This is a genomic window from Acinetobacter sp. 1542444 (assembly GCF_000581835.1).
Taxonomy (GTDB): domain Bacteria; phylum Pseudomonadota; class Gammaproteobacteria; order Pseudomonadales; family Moraxellaceae; genus Acinetobacter; species Acinetobacter pittii.
The window spans coordinates 427,881-450,510 of record NZ_JEYA01000004.1; the positions used below are offsets into that span (position 1 = coordinate 427,881).

At 41.2% G+C, this 22,630-nt stretch carries 27 protein-coding genes; 17 read left to right on the forward strand and 10 right to left on the reverse strand.

The features are described from left to right. Nucleotides 1–128 precede the first annotated feature (128 nt). Nucleotides 129–1,067 (reverse strand): bile acid:sodium symporter family protein, encoded by a 939-nt coding sequence (locus tag J580_RS17135; RefSeq protein ID WP_017481874.1) that lies wholly within the window; start codon nucleotides 1,065–1,067, stop codon nucleotides 129–131. A 52-nt stretch (nucleotides 1,068–1,119) separates the two neighbouring features. After that, entirely contained in the window at nucleotides 1,120–1,764 is a 645-nt protein-coding gene (gene pncA / locus J580_RS17140; RefSeq protein ID WP_032005052.1) for a bifunctional nicotinamidase/pyrazinamidase, read from the reverse strand. A 328-nt stretch (nucleotides 1,765–2,092) separates the two neighbouring features. On the opposite strand from pncA, the gene dapA reads away from it, so the two are divergent. The 5 genes from dapA to J580_RS17165 all read left to right on the forward strand — a co-directional run bounded on the left by dapA (nucleotide 2,093) and on the right by J580_RS17165 (nucleotide 5,742). Further along, complete coding sequence (dapA, locus tag J580_RS17145; protein ID WP_017386188.1) at nucleotides 2,093–2,986, forward strand: 4-hydroxy-tetrahydrodipicolinate synthase; 894 nt, start codon at nucleotides 2,093–2,095, stop codon at nucleotides 2,984–2,986. Nucleotides 2,987–3,001: 15 nt separating this feature from the next. Further along, entirely contained in the window at nucleotides 3,002–3,604 is a 603-nt protein-coding gene (locus J580_RS17150) for a hypothetical protein (RefSeq protein WP_002119179.1), read from the forward strand. Between the two features lie 36 nt (nucleotides 3,605–3,640). Continuing rightward, a complete protein-coding gene (purC, locus tag J580_RS17155; RefSeq protein WP_002119240.1) occupies nucleotides 3,641–4,360 on the forward strand; it encodes a phosphoribosylaminoimidazolesuccinocarboxamide synthase in 720 nt (239 codons plus the stop codon). 192 nt (nucleotides 4,361–4,552) lie between these two features. After that, on the forward strand, nucleotides 4,553–4,756 hold the full coding sequence (locus tag J580_RS17160) for a hypothetical protein (RefSeq protein WP_005804340.1): 204 nt from the start codon (nucleotides 4,553–4,555) through the stop codon (nucleotides 4,754–4,756). Nucleotides 4,757–4,905: 149 nt separating this feature from the next. Next, nucleotides 4,906–5,742, forward strand: a complete 837-nt coding sequence (locus tag J580_RS17165; protein ID WP_032005053.1) for a formate/nitrite transporter family protein — start codon at nucleotides 4,906–4,908, stop codon at nucleotides 5,740–5,742. 13 nt (nucleotides 5,743–5,755) lie between these two features. On the opposite strand, the gene J580_RS17170 is transcribed toward J580_RS17165, so the two are convergent. The 3 genes from J580_RS17170 to J580_RS17180 all read right to left on the reverse strand — a co-directional run bounded on the left by J580_RS17170 (nucleotide 5,756) and on the right by J580_RS17180 (nucleotide 8,868). Then, nucleotides 5,756–7,021, reverse strand: a complete 1,266-nt coding sequence (locus tag J580_RS17170; RefSeq protein WP_017402866.1) for a replication-associated recombination protein A — start codon at nucleotides 7,019–7,021, stop codon at nucleotides 5,756–5,758. Between the two features lie 105 nt (nucleotides 7,022–7,126). Further along, nucleotides 7,127–8,299 carry a PQQ-dependent sugar dehydrogenase gene (locus J580_RS17175; protein WP_032005054.1) on the reverse strand — a complete coding sequence of 391 codons (1,173 nt, stop codon included), beginning with the start codon at nucleotides 8,297–8,299 and terminating at the stop codon, nucleotides 7,127–7,129. A gap of 110 nt (nucleotides 8,300–8,409) precedes the next feature. Continuing rightward, nucleotides 8,410–8,868 (reverse strand): YcgN family cysteine cluster protein, encoded by a 459-nt coding sequence (locus J580_RS17180; RefSeq protein ID WP_002119281.1) that lies wholly within the window; start codon nucleotides 8,866–8,868, stop codon nucleotides 8,410–8,412. Between the two features lie 193 nt (nucleotides 8,869–9,061). On the opposite strand from J580_RS17180, the gene J580_RS17185 reads away from it, so the two are divergent. The 8 genes from J580_RS17185 to ahr all read left to right on the forward strand — a co-directional run bounded on the left by J580_RS17185 (nucleotide 9,062) and on the right by ahr (nucleotide 14,351). Then, nucleotides 9,062–9,220, forward strand: a complete 159-nt coding sequence (locus J580_RS17185; protein ID WP_002053759.1) for a DUF1328 domain-containing protein — start codon at nucleotides 9,062–9,064, stop codon at nucleotides 9,218–9,220. A gap of 171 nt (nucleotides 9,221–9,391) precedes the next feature. Further along, nucleotides 9,392–10,129: a dienelactone hydrolase family protein gene (locus J580_RS17190; RefSeq protein WP_032005055.1), complete on the forward strand. Its 738-nt coding sequence runs from the start codon at nucleotides 9,392–9,394 to the stop codon at nucleotides 10,127–10,129. A gap of 184 nt (nucleotides 10,130–10,313) precedes the next feature. Beyond that, complete coding sequence (locus J580_RS17195) at nucleotides 10,314–10,676, forward strand: HIT family protein (protein WP_032005056.1); 363 nt, start codon at nucleotides 10,314–10,316, stop codon at nucleotides 10,674–10,676. Nucleotides 10,677–10,819: 143 nt separating this feature from the next. After that, nucleotides 10,820–11,854 (forward strand): A/G-specific adenine glycosylase, encoded by a 1,035-nt coding sequence (gene mutY, locus J580_RS17200; RefSeq protein WP_032005057.1) that lies wholly within the window; start codon nucleotides 10,820–10,822, stop codon nucleotides 11,852–11,854. Nucleotides 11,855–11,901: 47 nt separating this feature from the next. Continuing rightward, entirely contained in the window at nucleotides 11,902–12,438 is a 537-nt protein-coding gene (locus J580_RS17205) for a M23 family metallopeptidase (protein WP_017399448.1), read from the forward strand. Between the two features lie 9 nt (nucleotides 12,439–12,447). Beyond that, a complete protein-coding gene (locus tag J580_RS17210; protein WP_017399449.1) occupies nucleotides 12,448–12,693 on the forward strand; it encodes a hypothetical protein in 246 nt (81 codons plus the stop codon). Nucleotides 12,694–12,723: 30 nt separating this feature from the next. Further along, nucleotides 12,724–13,284 carry a DNA-3-methyladenine glycosylase I gene (locus J580_RS17215; protein ID WP_005066585.1) on the forward strand — a complete coding sequence of 187 codons (561 nt, stop codon included), beginning with the start codon at nucleotides 12,724–12,726 and terminating at the stop codon, nucleotides 13,282–13,284. A gap of 38 nt (nucleotides 13,285–13,322) precedes the next feature. Then, nucleotides 13,323–14,351 (forward strand): NADPH-dependent aldehyde reductase Ahr, encoded by a 1,029-nt coding sequence (gene ahr, locus J580_RS17220; protein WP_032005058.1) that lies wholly within the window; start codon nucleotides 13,323–13,325, stop codon nucleotides 14,349–14,351. 2 nt (nucleotides 14,352–14,353) lie between these two features. Here ahr and J580_RS17225 read toward each other — a convergent pair whose 3' ends face one another. After that, nucleotides 14,354–15,778, reverse strand: a complete 1,425-nt coding sequence (locus J580_RS17225) for a PLP-dependent aminotransferase family protein (RefSeq protein WP_032005059.1) — start codon at nucleotides 15,776–15,778, stop codon at nucleotides 14,354–14,356. Between the two features lie 90 nt (nucleotides 15,779–15,868). Between J580_RS17225 and J580_RS17230 the strand changes: the two genes are divergently transcribed. After that, the gene (locus tag J580_RS17230) at nucleotides 15,869–16,243 is read left to right on the forward strand and encodes a hypothetical protein (protein WP_032005060.1); all 375 of its coding nucleotides are present in this window, start codon (nucleotides 15,869–15,871) and stop codon (nucleotides 16,241–16,243) included. On the opposite strand, the gene J580_RS17235 is transcribed toward J580_RS17230, so the two are convergent. Next, complete coding sequence (locus tag J580_RS17235) at nucleotides 16,227–17,129, reverse strand: LysR family transcriptional regulator (RefSeq protein WP_017386200.1); 903 nt, start codon at nucleotides 17,127–17,129, stop codon at nucleotides 16,227–16,229. The two genes, J580_RS17230 and J580_RS17235, sit on opposite strands and share 17 nt — an antisense overlap. 120 nt (nucleotides 17,130–17,249) lie before the next feature. Here J580_RS17235 and dkgB point away from each other — a divergent pair, with 120 nt between their 5' ends. Together dkgB and J580_RS17245 are read left to right on the forward strand one after the other, a co-directional pair. After that, on the forward strand, nucleotides 17,250–18,053 hold the full coding sequence (gene dkgB, locus J580_RS17240) for a 2,5-didehydrogluconate reductase DkgB (protein WP_032005061.1): 804 nt from the start codon (nucleotides 17,250–17,252) through the stop codon (nucleotides 18,051–18,053). A gap of 4 nt (nucleotides 18,054–18,057) precedes the next feature. Further along, nucleotides 18,058–19,248, forward strand: a complete 1,191-nt coding sequence (locus J580_RS17245; RefSeq protein ID WP_005066574.1) for an MFS transporter — start codon at nucleotides 18,058–18,060, stop codon at nucleotides 19,246–19,248. A gap of 41 nt (nucleotides 19,249–19,289) precedes the next feature. On the opposite strand, the gene J580_RS17250 is transcribed toward J580_RS17245, so the two are convergent. Beyond that, nucleotides 19,290–19,943 carry an START domain-containing protein gene (locus tag J580_RS17250; RefSeq protein WP_032005062.1) on the reverse strand — a complete coding sequence of 218 codons (654 nt, stop codon included), beginning with the start codon at nucleotides 19,941–19,943 and terminating at the stop codon, nucleotides 19,290–19,292. A gap of 50 nt (nucleotides 19,944–19,993) precedes the next feature. Beyond that, nucleotides 19,994–20,815, reverse strand: a complete 822-nt coding sequence (dapB, locus tag J580_RS17255; RefSeq protein WP_002119175.1) for a 4-hydroxy-tetrahydrodipicolinate reductase — start codon at nucleotides 20,813–20,815, stop codon at nucleotides 19,994–19,996. A gap of 183 nt (nucleotides 20,816–20,998) precedes the next feature. Between dapB and J580_RS17260 the strand changes: the two genes are divergently transcribed. Further along, the gene (locus J580_RS17260; protein WP_032005063.1) at nucleotides 20,999–21,352 is read left to right on the forward strand and encodes a hypothetical protein; all 354 of its coding nucleotides are present in this window, start codon (nucleotides 20,999–21,001) and stop codon (nucleotides 21,350–21,352) included. A 114-nt stretch (nucleotides 21,353–21,466) separates the two neighbouring features. Here J580_RS17260 and dnaJ read toward each other — a convergent pair whose 3' ends face one another. Next, entirely contained in the window at nucleotides 21,467–22,579 is a 1,113-nt protein-coding gene (gene dnaJ / locus J580_RS17265; protein WP_002119101.1) for a molecular chaperone DnaJ, read from the reverse strand. Nucleotides 22,580–22,630 lie beyond the last annotated feature (51 nt).

Consider the following 22,630-nt stretch of genomic DNA (forward strand, 5'->3'; position numbering starts at 1 on the left):
ATTTTTAGTGCATCAATTCAAAGCAAAAGACATACCAGTTCTACCTTTAGCTCCCATAAAATGTGCTTTAAATGAAAAGGCCAAACTATTCGTTTGGCCTTCTTTCCTAATGAATGTTGTTTATACAGTTATTCTTGTTTATGTTTACTTGCCCAATAAGTCGCAAGTGCAGGCCCAGAAATATTATGCCAAAGACTGAAAATCGCGCTTGGTACTGCTGTAATTGGAGAAGCAGCAAAATGGACTGCTGCAAGTGCAACACCTAAGCCTGAGTTTTGCATCCCCACCTCAATAGCAATGGCCTTACTGTCCGCATAAGGTAGTTTAAAGAAACGTGCCGCGGTAAAACCTAATAAATAGCCAAGCCCGTTATGTAAGATCACTACGGCTAAAATGAGCAAGCCCGACTGTAAAATTGCTGCTTTGCTTCCACCAATAATCGCGGCCACAATCGCTACAATTGCAATGACCGAAACTAAAGGCATGACTTGAATATAAGATTCGACCTGACGTTTAAGCCATGTTCTTAAAATCAAACCAATCACAATAGGCAGTAGCACCACCTGCGAAATCGAAATAAACATTGAAGCTGCATCAATCTTTAGCCATTGGCTGGCAAGCAGATAGAAAATCGCAGGGGTTAATACAGGTGCTAAAAGTGTTGATACCGATGTGCAGGCTACCGATAACGCCACATTGCCTTTGGCCATATAGGTAATCACATTTGAAGCGGTTCCTCCTGGGCAACAACCTACCAAAATGACCCCAACCGCAATTTCAGGCGGTAAATTAAATAATTTACATAGAACATATGCCAAGCCAGGCATCACCACAAACTGCGCAACCACCCCAATCAATACCGCTTTAGGGCTTTGTAATACCCCTTTAAAGTCATCGACGGTCATGGTCATTCCCATACCAAGCATGATAATGCCCAAAATCCATGGAATGTATGCTTTGAGCCAGACAAAAAGTTCAGGCTGCCATAGCGCTAGCGCTGCAAAAACAATCACCCATAGAGCAAAAGTTTTTTGAATAAATTGGGTAAAGCGTAGGAATGCAGCCATACTTTCTATCCCTAAAAATTAAAATATAAAAGTAAAAACTAGAGCAATATACTTAGTGCTTACTCAACAGATCAGTCGACTGAATACAGACAACACCTTGCTGCTGCATGGTTTGCCAAGCTTGTTCTAACGAACCATTCAGATTAATCCCTTTACAAGCATCTTCAACCACTAAAGTTTTAAAACCTTGTTTAACTGCATCCAAAGCAGTCCATGCCACGCAAAAGTCCGTGGCAATTCCGACCACATAAACCGTATCAATACCGCGCTCTTTTAGATAACCCGTTAAACCCGTCGTTGTAGAGTGATCAGCTTCTATAAAAGCCGAGTAGCTATCAATATGAGCGTGAAAGCCTTTTCGGATAATCAGTTGAGCTGTCGGAATATTTAAATCTGGATGAAACTCGGCATCTTGAGTACCTTGTACACAATGCTTAGGCCAAAGCACCTGTGGTCCATAGTCGAGTTCAATGGTTTCAAATGGCTGCTTGCCAAAATGATTGGCTGCAAAAGAGATATGATTATCCGGGTGCCAGTCCTGAGTCAGGACGACATTTTCAAAACAACCAGCAAGTTGGTTAATCGTTGGAATAATTGTATCGGCGTCGGCAACTGCTAAATTTCCACCCGGTGTAAAACCATTTTGTACATCAACTACGATTAAAACCGCATTTTGTGGTTGTTTATTCATTTTCATGTCATCTTCAATCCCAACTGGGAAATTGCATTCTATCTTGCCACAAAAAAAGCCCATATTAAGTAAGGCTCAGTCGAATCAAGCCGTATTGTTAAGTTTACTGGGTATTCTTAGCGCGCAATAATGAAAACATCCTATCTTTTCCTCAAGTTTACATCGCGATTATCCGTTAGGCGTATTGTTCTTATGCGTCTGATCAGTCATAATTTGCATAATTGTCATTCAACAATCTGTTATTGTTAGAACTGGACAATCAAAATACTGCAACCATCCCACATTTTGTTTTTCTTACCTCAGATTCGGATGGATAAATAGGATATTTTTAAAAATGACTCAGCAAGCACAGACCATTCAAGGCTCAATCGTCGCAATCGTCACACCCATGTTGAAAGACGGCGGTGTAGATTGGAAGGGTCTTGAGAAGCTGGTTGAGTGGCACATAGAACAAGGTACAAACAGTATTGTAGCCGTCGGTACAACCGGCGAAGCCTCAACATTGAGCATGGAAGAGCACACACAGGTTATTAAAGAAATTATTCGTGTAGCCAATAAACGTATTCCAATTATTGCCGGTACTGGTGCAAACTCAACCCGTGAAGCAATCGAATTAACTAAAGCTGCTAAAGACCTCGGTGCTGATGCAGCTTTACTTGTAACGCCATATTATAACAAGCCAACCCAAGAAGGCCTTTACCAACACTATAAAGCGATTGCTGAAGCTGTTGAATTACCGCTTATTCTCTATAACGTACCTGGTCGTACTGGCGTAGACCTTTCAAACGACACAGCTGTACGTTTAGCAGAGATCTCGAATATTGTTGGCATTAAAGATGCAACAGGTGACGTACCTCGTGGTAAAGCTTTAATTGAGGCATTAAACGGCAAGATGGCTGTGTACTCAGGTGATGATGAGACAGCATGGGAACTTATGCTTCTTGGCGCTGACGGCAACATCTCAGTTACTGCAAATGTTGCACCTAAAGCAATGAGTGAAGTATGTGCTGTTGCGATTGCCAAAGATGAACAACAAGCGAAGACGCTTAACAATAAGATTGCAAATTTACACAATATTCTATTTTGCGAATCAAACCCAATTCCTGTGAAATGGGCACTACATGAGATGGGACTGATTGATACTGGTATTCGTTTACCACTCACTCCTCTCGCTGAGCAATATCGCGAACCTCTCCGCAATGCCCTAAAAGATGCGGGAATTATTTAATAAGAGCAATTTATGATGCAATTACGTCTTGGTTTAGTCCTTGCAGTTTCAGCCTTAAGTTTAGCTGGTTGTGGTCGCTTCGCAATTAATAATCACTCTTTAGATTATAAAAATGCCAAGCAACTCGCCCCGCTTGAATATCCTGCCGATGCAACTGTACGACCAGCGACACCTTTGTATCCTGCACCAACTGTAGAACAGCGCGCTATCGATAACGCACCGAAGTTTGAAAATAAGCGTGGCAACCGTTATGCCTTGCCACGCCCTGAACAAACCCAAGGTAATGCGACACTAGATGCCTCTGCTCAAACGACGACTGCGCTTGGACGTCCTCAGCTTGTGACTGACGGTAATAAAAACCCGTTGTTAAAAGTTGATGGAAATACAGCCGAGATCTGGCAATACACCAAAGCAACTTTAAGTACTTTAAATTTCAACATCATCGCTCAAGGCAGTAATCAAGCGACGATTAAAGTAAATGACAATACTTATGTGCTTAAACTTACTGGTGTAGGTTCTAGTCATACTCTTGCTCTATTTAATGTAGATAACACTTTTGCAAGCCCAGATGTGGCTGCTGAAGTGCTAAACCAGATTTACCAAAATTGGCCAGCCTAGTCGTTTACTAGGCATTTTTTTTAAAAAGGTTCCCTCATGTTAAAACAAACCTTGCTCTATACTGGTAAAGCAAAATCTGTATATGAAACAGACAATGCCGACCATCTGATTTTAGTCTTTCGTGATGATGCCTCTGCGTTCAACGGCGAAAAAATCGAACAACTAGATCGTAAAGGCAAGGTGAACAACCGTTTTAACGCCTTCATCATGGAAAAACTTGCTGCTGCGGGTATTGAAACGCATTTTGAAAAATTGCTTTCTCCAACTGAAGTGCTTGTTAAAAAACTTCAAATGATTCCTGTTGAATGTGTAATTCGTAACTACGCAGCTGGTTCTCTATGCCGTCGCTTAGGTGTAGAAGAAGGTAAAGAGTTAACTCCTCCTACATTTGAATTGTTCTATAAAGATGACGGTCTAGGCGACCCAATGGTTAACGAATCTCAAGCGATTGCTTTAGGTTGGGCGACTGCTGAACAGTTAGAACAAATGAAAGTTTTAACTTATAAAGTAAACGATGTATTAAAAGCATTATTTGCTGAAGGCAACATGATTTTGGTGGACTTCAAGCTTGAATTCGGTGTTTTCCATGACCGCATCGTGCTTGGTGATGAGTTCTCTCCAGACGGCTGCCGTTTATGGGATAAAGACTCTAAGAAGAAACTCGACAAAGACCGTTTCCGTCAAGGTTTAGGCGGTGTTGTTGAAGCTTATGAAGAAGTTGCTGCTCGTTTAGGCGTAGATTTATCTGACATCTAATCAGTAAAACTTCATAAAAAAACCGGGCTTTAGCCCGGTTTTTTTATATTCAGCGCCATGCGCCCCAAACAATGTAGACAGATTTGTCTATTTCAATAAATTAACACTTGCATAAGCTTAATTTAAAACACTAAAATCTAAAAAAACACAAAGCACTTCACAATAATTAAATTTAAAAACTAGGATAAACCTATGGAATTATCTAAGCTTGAAAAGAGATTAATGAATCATCCAATCCATTTTGGTGAAAATCCTTTGGTCTTATTAAACAACTTTAGCACTTCTGCCTTAAAACAAGGATGGAGTCAGGCAGAGGTTGAATCTGTTATTGCTAAAGCCTCTCAAGGCGACTATATGGCGCTCATCCGTACTTTAAGAGCTTATACTTTTCTTTAATCTTGTTATTGATGATCCAGCCATTGTGCATTCAATTTATAAAAAGACACATAAAGCTGTTATGAATAGACTAGATTTATCCTGAACACTGCCTTAACAATAAATAAAACAATAAATATAAGATATTTATTCAGTGAGGAGTAAACCTGATGGACCATGAAATAGAGGAAAAGAAAGTCGAGAAAACTTTAAGCTGGCGTGAAAAAATGGCAGTCGAAGAACATGAGAAACTGTCACCCCGTCTGGTTTATGAAATTATCCGCCGTGATGGTGCCGAAGAGCTTGATCGTCCAACAACTGCACTGATCTTTTCAGGGATTGCCGCGGGTTTAGTCATCAGTTTTTCATTTGTATTTAAAGGGATTATTGATGCTTATCTCCCAGCTGATGCAGTCTGGACCGATTTAATCACTAATGTTGGTTATACCATTGGGTTCTTGATCGCTATTTTGAGTCACATGCAACTCTTTACCGAGAATACTATCACCACAGTTGTGCCTTTATTTAATCCCTTTACTTTCGATAAATTACGAGCAGTGGGCCGCTTATGGGGCATTGTGATTCTATGCAACATTATTGGAACAGCTTTGGCGAGTTTATTTTTCCTAACTACTCACCTGTTTACTCCGGATATTGATAAAGCACTAGACGAACTCGCACATCATGTAGGTTCCTTTTCTGCCACTCAGAATCTGCTCAAAGGCATTATGTCAGGGCTGTTAATTGCTGCCTTGGTCTGGATGATGCCTTCAGTCAGTAATAAGTTTCTGCTCATTTTTTTCATGACGTATTTGATAGGACTGGGTGACTTTACTCATGTAGTGGTTGGTTCTACAGAAATGTCCTATCTAGTCTGGCAAGGAGAAGCTTCTATTAGCAAGTATCTGTTTACTTTCCTCATCCCAACCACTATCGGCAATATTATTGGCGGTACAGGCGTGTTCACGCTACTGATTTATGGTCAGGTCACTAAAGAGCTGGAATAGCATAAAGCAGGAACTATTGTTCCTGCTGCCATCTGCGTTGCTGCAAACGCTCGCCTTCAACCTCACGCTTATTTCTTGCAGACTCATAGAGTTTGGTCCCTTTTAACTCAGGCGGCAAATAGTCTTGCAGCACAAAGTGCTCAGGGTAATCATGAGGATAGAGATAATTAATACCATAGCCCTGCTGCTTCATAAGCTTGGTCGGCGCATTTCTCAAATGTAAAGGCACAGGTAAATTTGCTGTTTTTTCAGCAAGTTCAAGAGCCTTATTAATCGCTAAATAAGTACTATTACTTTTTGCACTCGTTGCTAGGTAAACTGCTGTTTGGCCTAGAATAATTCGAGCCTCAGGCATACCTACAGCTTGTACAGAGCGGAAACACTCACCTGCAAGCAATAGCGCATTTGGGTTGGAGTTTCCGATGTCTTCTGAGGCTGCAATCAACATACGTCTTGCAATAAAAACCGGATCTTCTCCGCCTTTAAGCATACGTGCCATCCAATATAGCGTTGCATCTGGATCACTGCCTCGAATTGATTTAATAAAGGCAGAAACAAGGTCGTAATGCTGCTCGCCCGATTTGTCATAACGCGCAATATTTTGCTGAGCGACTTTCACTACTACCGCATTGGTAATCGTGTTTTCAATTTCTGGTTCAAAAGTACTTGCGATCAAGTCCAGTAAATTAAGCGCTTTACGTGCATCACCTGCTGCGAACTGGATGAGCGCATCATATTCTTCTATATGAATGTAACGTTCTTTTAAGAATCTATCGCTTTGAAGTGCATTGTTGAGTAGTGTCTGAATTGCCTCACTGTCTAAACTATTTAAGGTATAGACCTGACAGCGTGATAAAAGCGCGCTATTCACCTCAAAAGACGGGTTTTCAGTTGTCGCGCCTATTAACGTAATTTTGCCTTTTTCAACAGCACCCAATAAAGCATCTTGCTGTGATTTATTAAAACGATGGATTTCGTCAATAAAAACTACAGGTGTCAGTAAATCACCACTTTCTGCAATCACTTCACGTAATTCTTTTACGCCCGTATTCAGCGCAGACAAGCTCACAAATGGACGGTCTATCGCCTGTGCCAAAAGTAAAGCAATCGTTGTTTTACCAACGCCTGGTGGTCCCCAAAAAATAATAGAAGGCAAATGTCCCTGATCAATCATTTGACGTAAGGGCGCATGTTCACCTAATAAATGATCTTGCCCAATAATTTCAGACAAGTCTCTTGGGCGCAGGCGTTCGGGAAGTGGAATATGGGTGTCTGACATCTCAAATGGCTTTATCGTCTTTTCACTATAGTCTATTGTGTCTCACAGAAATCTACAATTTGAATCTATGAGACACGTTCTTTATTTACAGGCTCTTGCTTAGCATTAAGAGGGTTTCTTACTCAGCTTGAGTAAACGCGCATTTGAGCCATCTTCAATCACCCAAATCGAACCATCTTGTGCTTCATGCAACCCACGAATACGTTTTTTCATATCCAATCTTTGCACTTCTTTCACGGGCTTATGCTCTAAATCCACCACAATAATCGCTTCGGAAGATAACCCGCCAATTAAGGCTTTATTTTGCCATGCAGGAAATTGTTGTCCGCGATAAATGATCATACTCGATGGAGAGATAACAGGAGTCCAGTCAATTTCGGGTGCTTTAAACTCTGGCCGAGTGTGATGATCTGGAATAGGTTGGCCCGAATAGTGGTCTCCATTTGAAACGATTGGATAACCATAATTTTCACCTTTGGTAATAATATTAAGCTCATCACCACCTTTAGGCCCCATCTCAACCACCCACAGCTGTCCTTGGCGGTCAAAAGCCATACCTAACGGGTTACGGTGTCCCAGTGACCATATTTCAGCAGTGACCCCGCCTTGCTTATAAAAAGGGTTACCTACAGCCGCGGTGCCATCCTCATTTAAACGCAAGATTTTACCTAAGTTACTTTTCATGTTTTGGGCAGGATCAAACTTTTGTCGCTCACCTGAACTGACCCACAGCTTACCATCTGTACCAAAAAGCATGCGATGTCCATAATGGCCTTGTCCCGAGACTTTAGGTACTTGCTGCCAAATCTGCTTTATATCGGTGAGTTTTGGCTGATTAGGATGAGATAAATCTAGTTTCGCACGTGAAATCACTGCGCCAGATCCACCTTGCCCTTTTGTAGCATAGCTGAGATAAACCCAATGATTCTTGGCAAAGTCAGGGTGTAAAATGACATCTCCTAAACCACCCTGTCCTCCATAGTTCACCGCTGGAACACCTTGCACGTCCAACATTTGCTTATTTTTAGGGTTAAAAATTTTTAATTTACCTTGCCGTTCAGTCACTAATAAACGCTGATCAGGCAGACTGGTCACAGCCCAAGGCTCATTAAAATGTGCGACTGCTTCAACCTGATAAGTTTGTTTGACAGCAACAGACTGATCTGCTTTTGCAGCCGTATTTTGTTCAGGATTTTTTGAATTGGTATTATTAGACCCACAGGCCATTAACAAAAAAAAGCTACTACATAATAAGGGGGCTGCTAATCGTCTCATCATTTTTATCTCCTTTTGTTTTTATTGTTATATTACGGAGATGAGCAAAAAAATTACGATAAAAGTGTTACTTTATTATACGCTGTAATCAAACATTCTCTTTTAAGACTAAATTAGCGCACCCACCGCACAATATAATCTTCAAGATCATCTTCATGGACATCAACCTCAGAAATACAACGTCCTGCAACTGACTTTTTCGCCTTAACCACGCTTTGTCTCGAACCCGTATTTAAATAATGCCAAGAAGGTAAATTCTTTCCTTCATTCAAGCGCTTATAGGCACAGCTTGATGGCAACCAGTGGATTGTTTTTAAAGACTCTACCGTTAATTGCAGGCAGTCAGGTACTTGCTGCTGACGATTCGGATAGTCCGTGCAACGCCCTGTACCACAATCAAGTAACTTACAGGCCACCTTGGTATAAGCCACCTCATGCGTATCTTCATCTTCTAGTTTTACCAGACAGCATAAACCACAGCCATCACATAAAGCTTCCCACTCAGCCTGAGTCAGTTGCTCTAAGGGATAGTTTTTCCAAAAGAGTGGTCGAAGTGAGGTCTCGGTAGACATAATCTTTTAACAGCTGATGAGATAAAACGATGTATCAGTATAGCATTGAAGTGGTCTGTACTAAAAAAGAAGCTGTATTTATGACATCACAAAATGATTGTTTAATATACATTTCAACCACATAAACGACACATTCCGAGTAAAAAACACGCTATATAGTTAAATGACAATGAAAAATAAGGAGGACAGCATTATGTTCCGTTGGGCGATAATTTTTGCAGTAATTGCACTCATTGCCAGTCTATTAGGGTTTGGTGGTGTTGCAGGGCTATCTAAAGACTTTGCCGTGATTTTATTAGTTGTAGCTGTAATTCTAGCTGTAATTGGGTTCATTTCGCGAGGCCGAACTTAATTTAATCATGATCACATAAAAAGAAGGAACTGGTTTCCTTCTTTTTTATTGCTTATAGTTTTGTATCTTTTTCTTTTGATGTAGATTTTTACATAGTTATTTATTTTACTTCTTAATTTTTATGCTTTAATCAAGCGTATTTAAATCGATTTAAATTTCAGGATTAATGTCATGAGTACTGCAATTAAAACCCGTGAAATTCAATATACTGCACCAGATGGTAGCCATTTAATTGGTTACTTTGCGGCTCCAGATAGCGAAACACCTGTTGCGGGTGTGATTGTTGCTCCTGAGTGGTGGGGACGTAACGAATATACAGAGCAACGCGCACGTGAACTTGCTGAACACGGGTATGCAGCTCTTGCTATTGACATGTATGGCGATAAAAAAGTCACGACAACAGCAGCTCAAGCCTATGAATGGATGATGCAGACATTTGAAGATTTAGACACGGTGACTGATCGTGCCAATGCAGGGCTTCAAACTTTAGCTGCTCAGCCGGAAGTAAACAGTGAGAAAATTGCTGCTGTAGGTTATTGCTATGGTGGTAAAGTCGTATTAGATCTTGCGCGTTCAGGTGCCCCACTAAAAGCAACTGCAACTTTCCATGGCACATTAACACCTAAAGCTCCTGCTCAAAAAGGCGACATTCAAGGTGAAGTTTTAGTTCTACATGGTGAATTAGACAGTATGGTCACCTTAGAAGATGTTGCTAATTTTGAAAAAGAGATGCAAGCTGCTGAGGTTAAACACGAAGTAGTGGTTTTAGAAGGTGCTAAACATGGCTTTAGTAACCCGCTTGCCGATGAAAGAGCTAAAGCGAACGGTGTAGACCTTGGCTACAATAGCGAAGCGGAAAAACAAGGCCTTGCTAAAATGTACGCTTTATTAGATCGTACTCTAAAATAAAAGAAGCAAATTTGGAGCAAATGGTTTTTTTGCATTTGCTCCGTTAAATGTTTATGACTTTGCAATATTTTTACTGTATTTTTTAAACCATACTTCAATAACTATATTCCCGTTGAGCTAGAGCAAAGCCTAGTCTTATTTCCCGCACTCGGGGTTTAATGGAATAACATGAGAGGATACAACAATGACTGACAAGAAATGTCCGTATTGCGAATTTGATGAATATGACATCATTGATAAGAATGAATTTGCCGTAATTTTGCCTGATTCTAATCCATTATCTAAAGGTCATTGTGTAGTGACACCGCTACGTCACGTTCGTTCGTTCTTTGAGATCACATCTAAAGAGCATCAAGGCTTGCTTACACTTCTTGAAATTGCCCGTCATGAGACACAGCTTCGTCATCAACCAGATGGCTTTCATATCGGTTTTAATGATGGTGAAGTGTTCGGACAAAATTCAGATCATTTCCACATTCATGTCATTCCTTACTACAAAAATCAGCCGTTGAAACTTGATCAACGTTGGGGCATACAAAAGGATTAATCCTTTTATCTGATTAAAACAGAGATTGCTATTTCCCAAGGTCATCTCTGTTTTAATACCCTCATTTTGATTGTCTGCTTTAAACAAAATTTCATCTAAATTTCAGCTATAATTTAGCCCTTACTTTTCTTCTATAGCTGTTCATGCCTGACTTTTCTTTTTCTGATGCCCTCTTAAACTGGTTCGATCAACATGGTCGTCACGATTTGCCTTGGCAAGTTGCCGATGATCCGTACAAAGTTTGGGTTTCTGAAATTATGCTACAGCAGACTCAGGTGAAAACGGTTTTGCAATATTTTGACCGCTTTATGGAGCGCTTCCCAACGGTAGAAGCTTTAGGTCATGCAACTTGGGATGAAGTAGCACCTTATTGGGCTGGCCTCGGTTACTACGCTCGTGCACGCAATTTGCATAAAGCGGCTGGTCTTGTCACGCAGCAAGGTAAATTTCCTGAAACGCTAGAAGAATGGATTGCGTTACCTGGCATTGGTCGCTCGACCGCAGGTGCGCTCATGTCTTTAGGTTTACGTCAGTACGGTGTCATCATGGATGGCAACGTGAAACGCGTCTTAGCTCGTTTCTTCGCTATTGAAGATGACTTAAGCAAACCACAACACGAACGTGAAATGTGGAAACTGGCTGAAGAGCTTTGCCCTGCACATCGCAACCATGACTATACTCAAGCGATTATGGATCTCGGCGCAACCATTTGTACACCTAAAAAACCGCTATGTTTATATTGTCCAATGCAAGCTCATTGTCAGGCTTATCAGCAAGGGTTAGAACAAGAATTACCTTTTAAAAAACCGAAAAAAACACCGCCTGTTAAAACAGCAGATGTTCTTATTATTCAGTGCGAAGGTGAATGGTTCTGGCAACAACGTCAAGCTCATGGTCTATGGGGCGGTTTATTCTGTTTACCTATTTTAGAAAATGAACATGAACGACTGAGCATAAATCAGCAATATAAATTACAGCCTCAAGCACAAACTTTTCAGATCAGCCATAGCTTCACTCATTTCACATGGTTACTTAATGCTCACGTGTTCCACGTGGAACCTGATCAAAAAGAACATCTGGCTATTGAACTTGAAGGTCAATGGTTGAGTCCGGAACAAGCCATTGCCAAAGGTGTTCCAACCGCGATGAAAAAATTGATCTCGACAAGCCGTTCATGACATAGTGAGTAAAATAATTTTGATATGGCTGTGACAGGGAGTATTTTGTGCGACGTTTTGTTTCTCATTTCTCACTTGGTTTTCTGATTATTCTATTGGCGGCCTGTGCCAGTGCACCTAAAAAACCTGCCCCACTTCCACCCGCTCAAGTCATCAAACTCAAAAGTATGCAGCTTCCAAGTCGACTACCTGTACCTGTAAAAGGTATTGACCGCGATGAATTAAAAGACACATGGGGAGCTGCTCGGAGTCAGGGTCGTAGTCACGAAGGAATTGATATTTTGGCTCCACGTGGAACCAAAGTGTACAGTGCAACTGAAGGACTCGTTGCAGATCTTCGTAATAACAACTTAGGTGGCAAAGTCATCTGGATTTTAGGCCCGGCAGGAACATGGCATTATTATGCTCATCTTAATGGACATAAACGTGGCTTAAACGTAGGCGACTATGTCAAAAAGGGCGACCTCATTGGCTATGTCGGCAATACGGGTAATGCACGTTATACTTCACCTCATCTTCATTATGGTCTTTACTTAGATGGTAAAGGTCGTGGTGCTGTTAATCCTTATTCATATTTACGCTAGGAACATTTTATGTCGGAAGCGCTGATCAATCGCTTAGTAGAGTTTGCCGAGTCTGGTAACCAGCAAAAGATCGTTTTAAATGGCAATAGCTATCAAGGCTGGATCATGGAAATCAGCGATGATGCCCTACTGATCAGTACTGGTTTTTCAGACAAAGTTGGCAAAGACTTTTGGCTAAAGTTTGAAGACTTAACACAAGCAGAACTGTATTATTGGGATACTCGCCCGAATGAATGGGTGTTATTTAATCTTTAAAATTCTAAGATAAATATAAGGAGCATTATCATGAAAACTCAACGTTGCGGATGGTGTTCCGACGATCCACTCTATATTGCTTACCATGATGAAGAATGGGGTAAACCCGAACACGACGAAGCACGATTATTTGAAATGCTCTGTCTTGAAGGTCAGCAAGCGGGCCTCTCATGGATTACCGTACTGAAAAAAAGAGAAAGCTATCGTCAGCATTTTTTTAATCATCCGATTGCAGACATTGCTTCATTTACAGATGATTTTCTAGAACTAAAATTATCTGATGCTGGCTTAATTCGTCACTTAGGTAAACTCAAAGCCATTCGTGATAATGCTATTGCTTGGCAAGCGCTCAAAGCACAAGTCGGTGATGTTCCTACATGGCTTTGGCAGTTTGTAGATGCAGCTCCACAAAACAATGATGTTGTAGATTATCGTAAGGCCCCTGCTCAAACCGAACTGAGCGTAAAACTTTCCAAAACTCTTAAAAAGAATGGTTTCAAATTTGTTGGCCCAACCACCTGCTATGCTTTTATGCAAGCAGTAGGTATGGTCGATGATCATGAAAACGATTGTCAATTTAAAGCTTCATAACCCACCAGAACGGTTCAAAGCCGCTTAAGGAGTTTCCGATGAGCAATAATACGATTCAAGCTTATGCTGCAATGCAGGCAGGTGAAAAACTGGTCCCATACCAATTTGATGCAGGTGAATTACAACCGCATCAGGTTGAGGTAAAAGTTGAATACTGTGGTTTGTGTCATTCTGATATTTCTGTTTTAAATAATGAATGGCGTTCAACCGTGTACCCTGTAGTTGCAGGCCATGAAATTATTGGACGAATTGTTGCTTTAGGCTCAGAAGCCAAAGGACTACAAATTGGGCAACGTGTCGGTATTGGCTGGACCGCCGAAAGTTGCCAAGCCTGTGATGAGTGTATTGGCGGTCAGCAAGTACTTTGTACGGGCGGAAGTGTTGCAACAATCGTAGGACATGCGGGTGGTTTTGCTGATAAAGTTCGTGCAGGCTGGCAGTGGGCTATTCCCCTCCCTGAAGATTTAGACGCTGAAAGTGCTGGTCCTTTACTTTGTGGCGGAATTACCGTTTTTGACCCACTACTCAAACACAAAATTCAGGCAACGCATCATGTCGGTGTAATTGGTATTGGTGGTTTAGGCCATATAGCCATCAAGCTACTTAAAGCATGGGGCTGTGAAATCACTGCTTTTAGTTCTAACCCAGATAAAACAGAAGAACTCAAGGCAATGGGAGCGGACCATGTAGTGAATAGCCGCGATACAGAGGCAGTAAAAGCTCAAAAAGGTAAATTCGATTTATTGCTAAGTACCGTGAATGTGACTCTAAATTGGTCTGCTTTTATTGCAACACTGGCACCAAACGGAACCTTACATTTCTTAGGTCTTACGCTTGAGCCTGTTCCTGTTTCTGTTGGCTCTCTTATTGGTGGTGCTAAGTCAGTGACTGGTTCACCTACGGGTTCACCTGCTGCACTACGTCAGCTTTTAAAGTTTGCTGCACGTAAAAAAATTGCGCCTCAAATTGAGCTATTTCCAATGTCACAGCTCAATGAAGCAATTGAACGTCTACACTCGGGTCAGGCACGCTACCGCATTGTGCTTAAGGCAGACTTTGCAGAGTAAGACTAACTCACTGTTTTAATCTGTTGCCGTGACCAGTCCGCCAAATCTTTAATGGCTTGGCGGACATCTGCTGTTAGCTCATGACCTGCATTTAAACGAATAAAATGCCGATAGCGTTCATCCTCACCAAAAACATGCCCGGGAACTACGGTAATTCCGTGAGATTTTGCAGTGTAATAGAGCGCCAAACTATCTACAGTTTTAGGTAACTGCATCCATAAGGCATAACCCCCTTCTGGTTGGCTCAATGCAATTGGTATACCTTCAAAGGCATTTAAAATACAACTACGATACTCCTCGACTTGCCGCATCAAATTCGGTCTTAACTGCTCTAAATGCTCTCGATAACCACGACTATAAATAAAATCAGCTAGGCCTAGTTGTAGCGGTGTATTAACCCCAATATTACTGGCTACCAGCTCAAGCCTTAAATGCTGTAGCTTCGCGCTTAAACAGAACCATCCTACGCGATACGCACTCGACAAAGACTTAGAAACCGACCCACACCAAATTACATAGCCTTCACGGTCCCAATAGCGAATAGGTAATGGTCGCTCACCGCTGTAACCACACTCTCCATAAATATCATCTTCAATAATAAAGCACTGATACTTTGCTGCTAATTCGGCAATCTTTTGCTTTTCTGCATTACTTAAACAATATCCCAATGGGTTCTGATAGTTGGCTGTCATTAAGCAAACCTTGGCTAAACCCTGCTTCATAAATGATTCTAAGCGCTCAAGATCGATACCACGATGATGCGCTGGAATTTCAATAATCTGCCGTTTTAAACTTGCTATAAGCTGTAATTGTCCATTAAAAGTAGGTGTCGGAATTAAAATACTATCGCCTACTTCTGTTAGATGTTGAATCACCAAAGACAAAGCAGGCATGCAGCCATTGGTAATAAAAATATCTTCTACTGCGATAAAAATCCCATCTTCACGCCAATGATCAGATAACGCTTTTCTTAATTGCTCATGTCCTTGTTTATTACAATAAAGAAAGTCTTGAGGCTGACAATTTTTTAAAGCCCGTTGAATAGAACGACGTAAACCTTCCACAGGAATAAAATGAGGCGTTAACTGAATAGAGCCTAATGGTACAAGATGGCTTTGTAAGGCAGCTTCCTGAATTTGATTATGCAATTCCAGATTTGAAACTTGTCGAGGTAAAGACAAGAAATCTGGACTTTCAGGAATGGGGCCCGATTGTGCACGAGCAACCACAAAATAACCTGACTTCGGCTTTACATAAATAAGCCCCCTCGCCTCAAGTAACTCATAACAACTTTTTGCTGTACTTAAACTAATGCTGTGCTGACGAGCAAAATCTCGTAAAGAAATAAGTTTCTGATGAGGTTTAAGCTCATCTTGATAAATACGATGTGCTAATTGATTGGCAAGAACCTGATATTGGAAAGTCATTCTGTGCTGCTTTTTTAAAAATTTCTGTATCTGTACTGGTTTATAGAACACCTTTAGGCTATAGAAATCAACTCAGAAAGTAGCAAGGTCATGAAATTAAAAGCTATATTGTTATTTACTATTGTTTTAGCTGGTTGCCAACAACAACCAAAAGATGAGCAGTACAGACATACTGTTTGCCAAAGTCTCATAGAAGGTTATTTAAAAATGACAAATCAACAAGACTATAAAATGGAGCAACGCACTGATGAAAAGACCATTACGATTTCTCATTATCAATATAAACGGAATAGCTCAAATGAAGTTGTAATGGTGAACTCGGTTTATTCGACTTTGTATTTTAGCTGCCGAGAACATCAAAAAAGCTATTTTCTGTCTCAACATTCATCACAAGGACAAACGACCCCACTTTTAGAAGTTCATTTTCCAACTGACAGTTACACTACTTTTAGAGAGCGTTTTTAAAACCGTCTTTTAACTGTTCTGCCAAAAACTCAATAAATAAACGAATTCGTTTTGGTAGATGCTCTTGTTGATAATACACAGCATGGATGCTTTGATATTGATGTTCAATTTGGTCTTCAAATAAGGCAATCAATCGCCCTTCTTCAATATCTTTCCAAATTTCAAATTCAGATAGTCGTGCAATACCATGTCCTCTAATCGTCAGCTGACGTACCGTTTCTCCACTCGATGCTTTAATTTTTGATTGCGCAAAAAAATATTCATCACCAACTTTAATCGGCCAACTATTGATATATGCAGGCCTGGTAAAACCAATCAAATCGTGTTGTTCAAGCTGTTCAGGTTGTGTCGGTGTACCCTTAATTGCTAAATACTCAGGGCTTGCAACGATAAATAAGCGACTTTTACATACTAATTTGGCATGAAGACTTGAATCATTAAGTTCTCCGAATCGGAATGCAACATCGGTTTTATGTTGCAGTAGATCAATCACCTGATCATTACTATTTAACTCAATTTCAATGTTTGGATAGCACTCACGAAACTTATGCATTAATGGCGCAATGACGTGTAAGACAAACGGCGTTGCTGAATCAATGCGAATGAGTCCCGCAGTCCCCTGATCAGATTTTTGTAGTTCTTCTTCAGCCGCATTTAGCTCATTTAAGATTTTACGGGCCTTTACCAGAAACTGTTGTCCTTCTTGAGTGAGTTTCAATTTACGTGTCGTTCGTTCTAATAAGGTCACATCTAACTTCGCTTCTAGGCGCGTTAAAGATCGACTGACTCCTGAAGGCGTTTGTTTTAAATGTTCTGCCGCCGCAACAAAAGAGCCCGTATCAACGATTGCGATAAACGCGACCAGCTCTTCAATTGTTGATTTCATGTCTTATTCCATTATTGACTAATGATCAAAGATATTTTGCTTATTCATCTATTTTTTCGCAACAATAAAAAAAGCAAAATGCACATCAAGTTAAATGATTATTCAAATTTAGGTAAACACATGAATATCCCACGTTTTGGTCTAGGAACTTTCCGTCTTAAAGAACAAGCAGTTATTGATTCTGTTAAAACTGCTTTAGACGTAGGTTACCGTGTCATTGATACTGCTCAAATTTATGACAATGAAGCAGCAATTGGTCAAGCGATTGCCGAAAGCGGTGTATCACGTCAGGACTTATTTTTAACCACAAAAATCTGGGTAGATAATTTTGCTCAAGATAAGTTTATTCCAAGCTTAAAAGAGAGCCTACAAAAGCTTCGTACTGACCATGTTGACCTCACTTTGATCCATTGGCCAGCACCAGATTTAGGCGTTTCGATTCCTGAAGTTATGAAGCTTTTACTTGAAGCAAAACAACAGGGCTTAACTAAACAAATTGGTATTTCAAACTTCAATATTGCACTTACCCAACAAGCAATTGACACAATTGGTGTTGAGCATATTGCAACCAACCAGATTGAGTTAAGCCCTTATCTTCAAAACCATAAGCTTGTGAATTTCTTACAAGAGAAGAATATTGATGTCACTTCATACATGACTCTTGCGTACGGTAAAGTGCTTCAAGACCCAGTTCTCGCTGAAATTGCAGCAGCGCATAAAGCAACAACAGCACAAATTGCACTAGCGTGGGCATTGCAACGTGGTTTTGCAGTCATTCCATCTTCGACTAAACGTGAAAACCTGATTAGCAACTTAAAAGCACAGGATATCGAGTTAACTTCAGCTGAAATGCAAATGATTGCTGAACTCGACCGTAACAGTCGTGAAGTTAGCCCAGAGCCATGGGCACCAGTTTGGGACTAAACTCATGAACACTCAATCAAATACGGCGTTCTCGTTATTGGCATTGGCAATAGGTGCCTTTGCCATTGGCACCACTGAATTCTCACCAATGGGATTGTTGCCGAATATCGCTAATGATTTAGGGATTTCAATTCCAACGGCTGGTATGTTAATTACAGGTTATGCACTTGGTGTCATGCTAGGTGCCCCATTCATGACCCTATGGTTCGGTGGTTTTGCACGCCGTAATGCACTTATTTTGCTGATGGCGATCTTTACGGTCGGTAACCTAATCGCAGCGTTTTCACCAAGCTATATGAGCTTATTAGGTGCACGTCTCATCACAAGCTTGAACCATGGTGCTTTCTTCGGGATTGGCTCTGTTGTAGCGGCAAGCATTGTACCCGCGCACAAACAGGCCAGTGCTGTAGCCACCATGTTTATGGGTTTAACCATTGCCAATATCGGTGGTGTACCGTTAGCAACATGGGTTGGGCAGAACATTGGCTGGCGTATGTCTTTCCTTGCGATTTCTTTGCTTGGTGTGATTACCATGCTCGCTTTATGGAAAGCGCTCCCACAAGGTATGGTTGCCCAAAAACCAAATGTGAAAGCTGAGTTGAAGGTATTAACGCGTACTCCTGTGGTCCTTGCGCTACTCACCACCGTACTCGGTGCAGGTGCAATGTTTACGCTCTACACCTATATTGCGCCAAGTTTGACTGAGTTTACCCATGCTTCACCTACCTTCATTACGTTCATGTTGGTGCTGATTGGTGTCGGTTTCTCAATTGGTAACCATTTAGGCGGACGTTTTGCAGATTTGTCCATTAATAAAACTTTGATTGGTTTCTTGGTTCTGTTGATTGTGATGATGGTGACTTTCCCAATTCTTGCACAAAGCCAGATTGGAGCAGCCATTGCATTAGTGATCTGGGGTGCAGCAACCTTTGCTTTAGTACCACCTTTGCAAATGCGTGTAATGTCAGTCGCTCATGAAGCACCGGGGCTTGCCTCTTCAGTAAATATTGGTGCGTTTAACTTAGGCAACGCAGTAGGTGCAGCAGCAGGCGCGTTAGTACTCGATTTAGGTTGGGGTTATAGCGCAGTATCTTTTGCTGGAGCATTACTGGCTGGATTAGGTTTATTATTGGTTTTATTTCAAATCAAACGCGAAAGTAGCCCTGCACAAGCTTTACAGCAGTGTTCAGATTAATAAAAAAAGCGCCTGATCTCAGGCGCTTTTTTTTAAACTATTTATTTTAAAATATCTGGTAATTTAGGGTGTTCATAAATTGGACTAGTCACTTCCCGCTTCATTTTCAGCAACATCTGGTAAGGTTGCTGTTGAACAAACATATTTACAAAGCTCAACGGAATTGCACCAGCAGGGTCAGCGTAACCACTGGTGGTTACTTTCACCTTATTATTTGCAAGTTTCTGGAATGTCCAATCCCCTTCATAGCGTGTTAAGCGCACTACATCAGGTTGTATCGGATAATTTCCGCTAATTGCAGTATTTTTAATTGTCACAACGCCATTTGCAGCCTTGCTCATTTTTCCTTTTACAACCACATCGCGATCTTTCAAAGGAAACGGAAAATCCAACACCATATACAGTGTGAACTCACCTTTTTTCTCATCTTGAGACAACATTTCAACTTTGCCCATATAAGGCACCCACTGGTCAGCACGATTTACATCTAAAATCACAGCAACAGCGCGTTCAAGTGGCACATCAAATGTGGTTTCTGCTTTATATTGAAAGACTGGATTATCAGTTTTTTGATAGGTCCAGACTTTAATATTATTGCGGTCTAAGCTGAGTTTAGCTTTTTCTGTAGAAGCAGCCCCCGTCCAGAGGCTGCTTAAGCAAAGAAGAGTGGTCAAGACAATTTGTTTTTTATTCATGTTCTGCTCTATCTTGTTTTTCTCGCTACACATGGAATACGGACAGGGTTTTATACCTGTACGTCGTTCAATCCTAAAACATCTTTCATGTCATATTTACGCGCTTCACGGCCCACAACCCACGCAGCAGCTCGCACTGCACCAGCAGCAAAGTTCATACGGTTAGTGGCTTTATGAGTCACTTCAACTCGCTCCCCTTCACCAATAAACATCACAGTGTGTTCGCCAACAATATCGCCACCGCGAATGGTTTCAAAACCAATCGTTTGACGATCACGTGGGCCCGTATGCCCTTCACGGCCATACACAGCAACTTCTTTTAAGTTACGGCCTAAAGTATCTGCAATTGCTTCGCCCATCATTAACGCTGTACCTGATGGCGCATCCACTTTATGACGGTGGTGAGCTTCAATCACTTCAATATCTACTGTATCGCCAAATACTTTTGCTGCAAGCTCAAGTAACTTGATTGATACATTTACGCCCACTGAATAGTTCGCAGCGTAAACCACTGGGGTATGCGTAGCAACTTCGTCTAACTCAGCTTTTTGCTCATCTGACATACCTGTTGTACCAATAACCATGGCAACCCCAGCTTCACGGCAAAGCTTTAAATGCTGAGCCGTTGCAACTGGTGCAGTAAAATCAATGATTACATCGCAGTCTTTAAGAACTTCTGCCAAGTTTCCTGAAACCTTCACACCCACTGAACCAATACCAGCAAGCTCACCTGCATCAGTGCCCACCAAACTACTTTCCGGACGCTCTACCGCGGCAGCTAATTGATAGCCTGCCTGTTGAACTGCTTGAATAAGCGTACGGCCCATACGACCGCCTGCACCTAAAATACCAATGCGTGGAGCTGCTGACATAATCTTCCCAATCTTCGGTTTTACGTAATTTACCTACTATATCAAAACTCTTTGCTCATCTTAAAAAGTAAAAATTATTTTTTGAGTTAGGACGAAATTTAATCTGTTTTCACAAAAGTTAAAGAATTGATCGGCAGACTACGGAGCCACGAATGAGAAAAAGATGACTATAAGGAGTTCAGCATGCATTCGAGAATTATTGGTTTTACAGTAATGATGGGGATTATGAGTTCAGTGGCATTTGCAGAGCCTGCAATCCAGCCAGGAGACACATTAGAAAGCTTATCTAAAGCGCGCATTACAACAAACGTAAATACTCAAACAGCAACGCCTACAGCTCAAACAAGCGATGCCAATGCTGACGTTAAAGTTGAAGATATTGACCCAATTATTGGCGAAAAAACAGCAGAAGCACCGAAAGTAGCTGTACAGGCAGAAGCAGTAGCCGCACCAGTGATCGAAAATGCTCCTACTCTTGCTTCTAGCGAACCGACTGTAAGTGTTGACGATATTGATGTTGCTCATCCTACAGAGTAAGCAGATGTAATTTTCTTTTAAGCAGAATAAAAATAATAAGATGAATCAGCGCAATAAAAAGGCGGATATTTTATAAATATCCGCCTTCTTTTTAATTTCTTATCTAATCAAGTATTAATCGAACAAACGATCAAAGAATGATTTTTTCTTCGGTGAAGAAGCGCTGTCTTCGCCATCAAAAGAAGCTTGCAACTCTTTAAGTAATTCACGTTGGCGAGAATTTAAGTTGACTGGTGTTTCTACCACAATACGGCAGAGTAAATCACCCACCATGCTACTACGTACTGGACGAACGCCTTTGCCACGTAAACGGAATAATTTACCTGTTTGAGTACCCTCAGGAATTTTCAGGCTAACACGGCCTTCCAAAGTTGGGATTTCAATTTCTTTACCAAGTGCAGCATCAGCAATGCTCACTGGTACGTCCATATAAAGATCGGCACCGTCACGTTGGAAAATTTCGTGTTCACGAACGACGACTTCAACGTACAAGTCACCTGATTGGCCATCACGAATTGCTTCGCCTTTACCACTCAAACGAACGCGGTCACCATTATCTACACCCGCTGGAATTGTAACTTCCAACGTTTGCTGGCGATCGGCAACACCTGAACCATGACATGCCTGACAAGGGTTTTTAATAATTTTACCTTGACCACGACACGTACCGCATGTTTGTTGTACAGAGAAGAAACCTTGCTGCATACGAACTTGTCCTGAACCATGACAAGTTTTACAGGTTTCAACATCTTTTGGATTTTTAGAACCTTTACCATCACATACATCACATGGTGCTGGAGCAGTAAAGGTAATGGTTTTTTTAACCCCTTTTACAGCTTCTTCAAGGGTAAGTTCCATTACATAGCGTAAATCTGATCCGCGACGTTGACGCTGTTGACGTCCACCACCACCGAATGCGCCACCGAAGATATCACCGAACTGGCTAAAAATATCTTCTGCACTAAATCCGCCGAAGCCACCACCGCCCCCGCCAAAGCCACCTTCGAACGCATTATGTCCCATGCGATCGTACATGCTACGCTTTTCGCTGTCCGATAAAACTTCATAAGCTTCAGCAGCTTCTTTAAATTTCTCTTCAGCTTCGGCATTGTCAGGGTTTCTATCAGGATGATATTTCATCGCCAATTTACGGTAGGCTTTTTTGATCTCATCATCACTTGCGGTTTTTGAAACGCCTAAAACCTCATAATAATCACGTTTAGCCATTTTTGGCGGTGCTCCTCACGGAATTTTATCAATACTCTATTGCCGACTAAA

Coding starts and splice junctions, on each gene's coding strand:
- J580_RS17135 (WP_017481874.1), bottom strand. CDS start 1,067: ATGGCTGCATTCCTACGCTTTACCCAATTTATTCAAAAAACTTTTGCT.
- pncA (WP_032005052.1), bottom strand. CDS start 1,764: ATGAAAATGAATAAACAACCACAAAATGCGGTTTTAATCGTAGTTGAT.
- dapA (WP_017386188.1), top strand. CDS start 2,093: ATGACTCAGCAAGCACAGACCATTCAAGGCTCAATCGTCGCAATCGTC.
- J580_RS17150 (WP_002119179.1), top strand. CDS start 3,002: ATGCAATTACGTCTTGGTTTAGTCCTTGCAGTTTCAGCCTTAAGTTTA.
- purC (WP_002119240.1), top strand. CDS start 3,641: ATGTTAAAACAAACCTTGCTCTATACTGGTAAAGCAAAATCTGTATAT.
- J580_RS17160 (WP_005804340.1), top strand. CDS start 4,553: ATGGAATTATCTAAGCTTGAAAAGAGATTAATGAATCATCCAATCCAT.
- J580_RS17165 (WP_032005053.1), top strand. CDS start 4,906: ATGGACCATGAAATAGAGGAAAAGAAAGTCGAGAAAACTTTAAGCTGG.
- J580_RS17170 (WP_017402866.1), bottom strand. CDS start 7,021: ATGTCAGACACCCATATTCCACTTCCCGAACGCCTGCGCCCAAGAGAC.
- J580_RS17175 (WP_032005054.1), bottom strand. CDS start 8,299: ATGATGAGACGATTAGCAGCCCCCTTATTATGTAGTAGCTTTTTTTTG.
- J580_RS17180 (WP_002119281.1), bottom strand. CDS start 8,868: ATGTCTACCGAGACCTCACTTCGACCACTCTTTTGGAAAAACTATCCC.
- J580_RS17185 (WP_002053759.1), top strand. CDS start 9,062: ATGTTCCGTTGGGCGATAATTTTTGCAGTAATTGCACTCATTGCCAGT.
- J580_RS17190 (WP_032005055.1), top strand. CDS start 9,392: ATGAGTACTGCAATTAAAACCCGTGAAATTCAATATACTGCACCAGAT.
- J580_RS17195 (WP_032005056.1), top strand. CDS start 10,314: ATGACTGACAAGAAATGTCCGTATTGCGAATTTGATGAATATGACATC.
- mutY (WP_032005057.1), top strand. CDS start 10,820: ATGCCTGACTTTTCTTTTTCTGATGCCCTCTTAAACTGGTTCGATCAA.
- J580_RS17210 (WP_017399449.1), top strand. CDS start 12,448: ATGTCGGAAGCGCTGATCAATCGCTTAGTAGAGTTTGCCGAGTCTGGT.
- J580_RS17215 (WP_005066585.1), top strand. CDS start 12,724: ATGAAAACTCAACGTTGCGGATGGTGTTCCGACGATCCACTCTATATT.
- ahr (WP_032005058.1), top strand. CDS start 13,323: ATGAGCAATAATACGATTCAAGCTTATGCTGCAATGCAGGCAGGTGAA.
- J580_RS17225 (WP_032005059.1), bottom strand. CDS start 15,778: ATGACTTTCCAATATCAGGTTCTTGCCAATCAATTAGCACATCGTATT.
- J580_RS17230 (WP_032005060.1), top strand. CDS start 15,869: ATGAAATTAAAAGCTATATTGTTATTTACTATTGTTTTAGCTGGTTGC.
- J580_RS17235 (WP_017386200.1), bottom strand. CDS start 17,129: ATGAAATCAACAATTGAAGAGCTGGTCGCGTTTATCGCAATCGTTGAT.
- dkgB (WP_032005061.1), top strand. CDS start 17,250: ATGAATATCCCACGTTTTGGTCTAGGAACTTTCCGTCTTAAAGAACAA.
- J580_RS17245 (WP_005066574.1), top strand. CDS start 18,058: ATGAACACTCAATCAAATACGGCGTTCTCGTTATTGGCATTGGCAATA.
- J580_RS17250 (WP_032005062.1), bottom strand. CDS start 19,943: ATGAATAAAAAACAAATTGTCTTGACCACTCTTCTTTGCTTAAGCAGC.
- dapB (WP_002119175.1), bottom strand. CDS start 20,815: ATGTCAGCAGCTCCACGCATTGGTATTTTAGGTGCAGGCGGTCGTATG.
- J580_RS17260 (WP_032005063.1), top strand. CDS start 20,999: ATGCATTCGAGAATTATTGGTTTTACAGTAATGATGGGGATTATGAGT.
- dnaJ (WP_002119101.1), bottom strand. CDS start 22,579: ATGGCTAAACGTGATTATTATGAGGTTTTAGGCGTTTCAAAAACCGCA.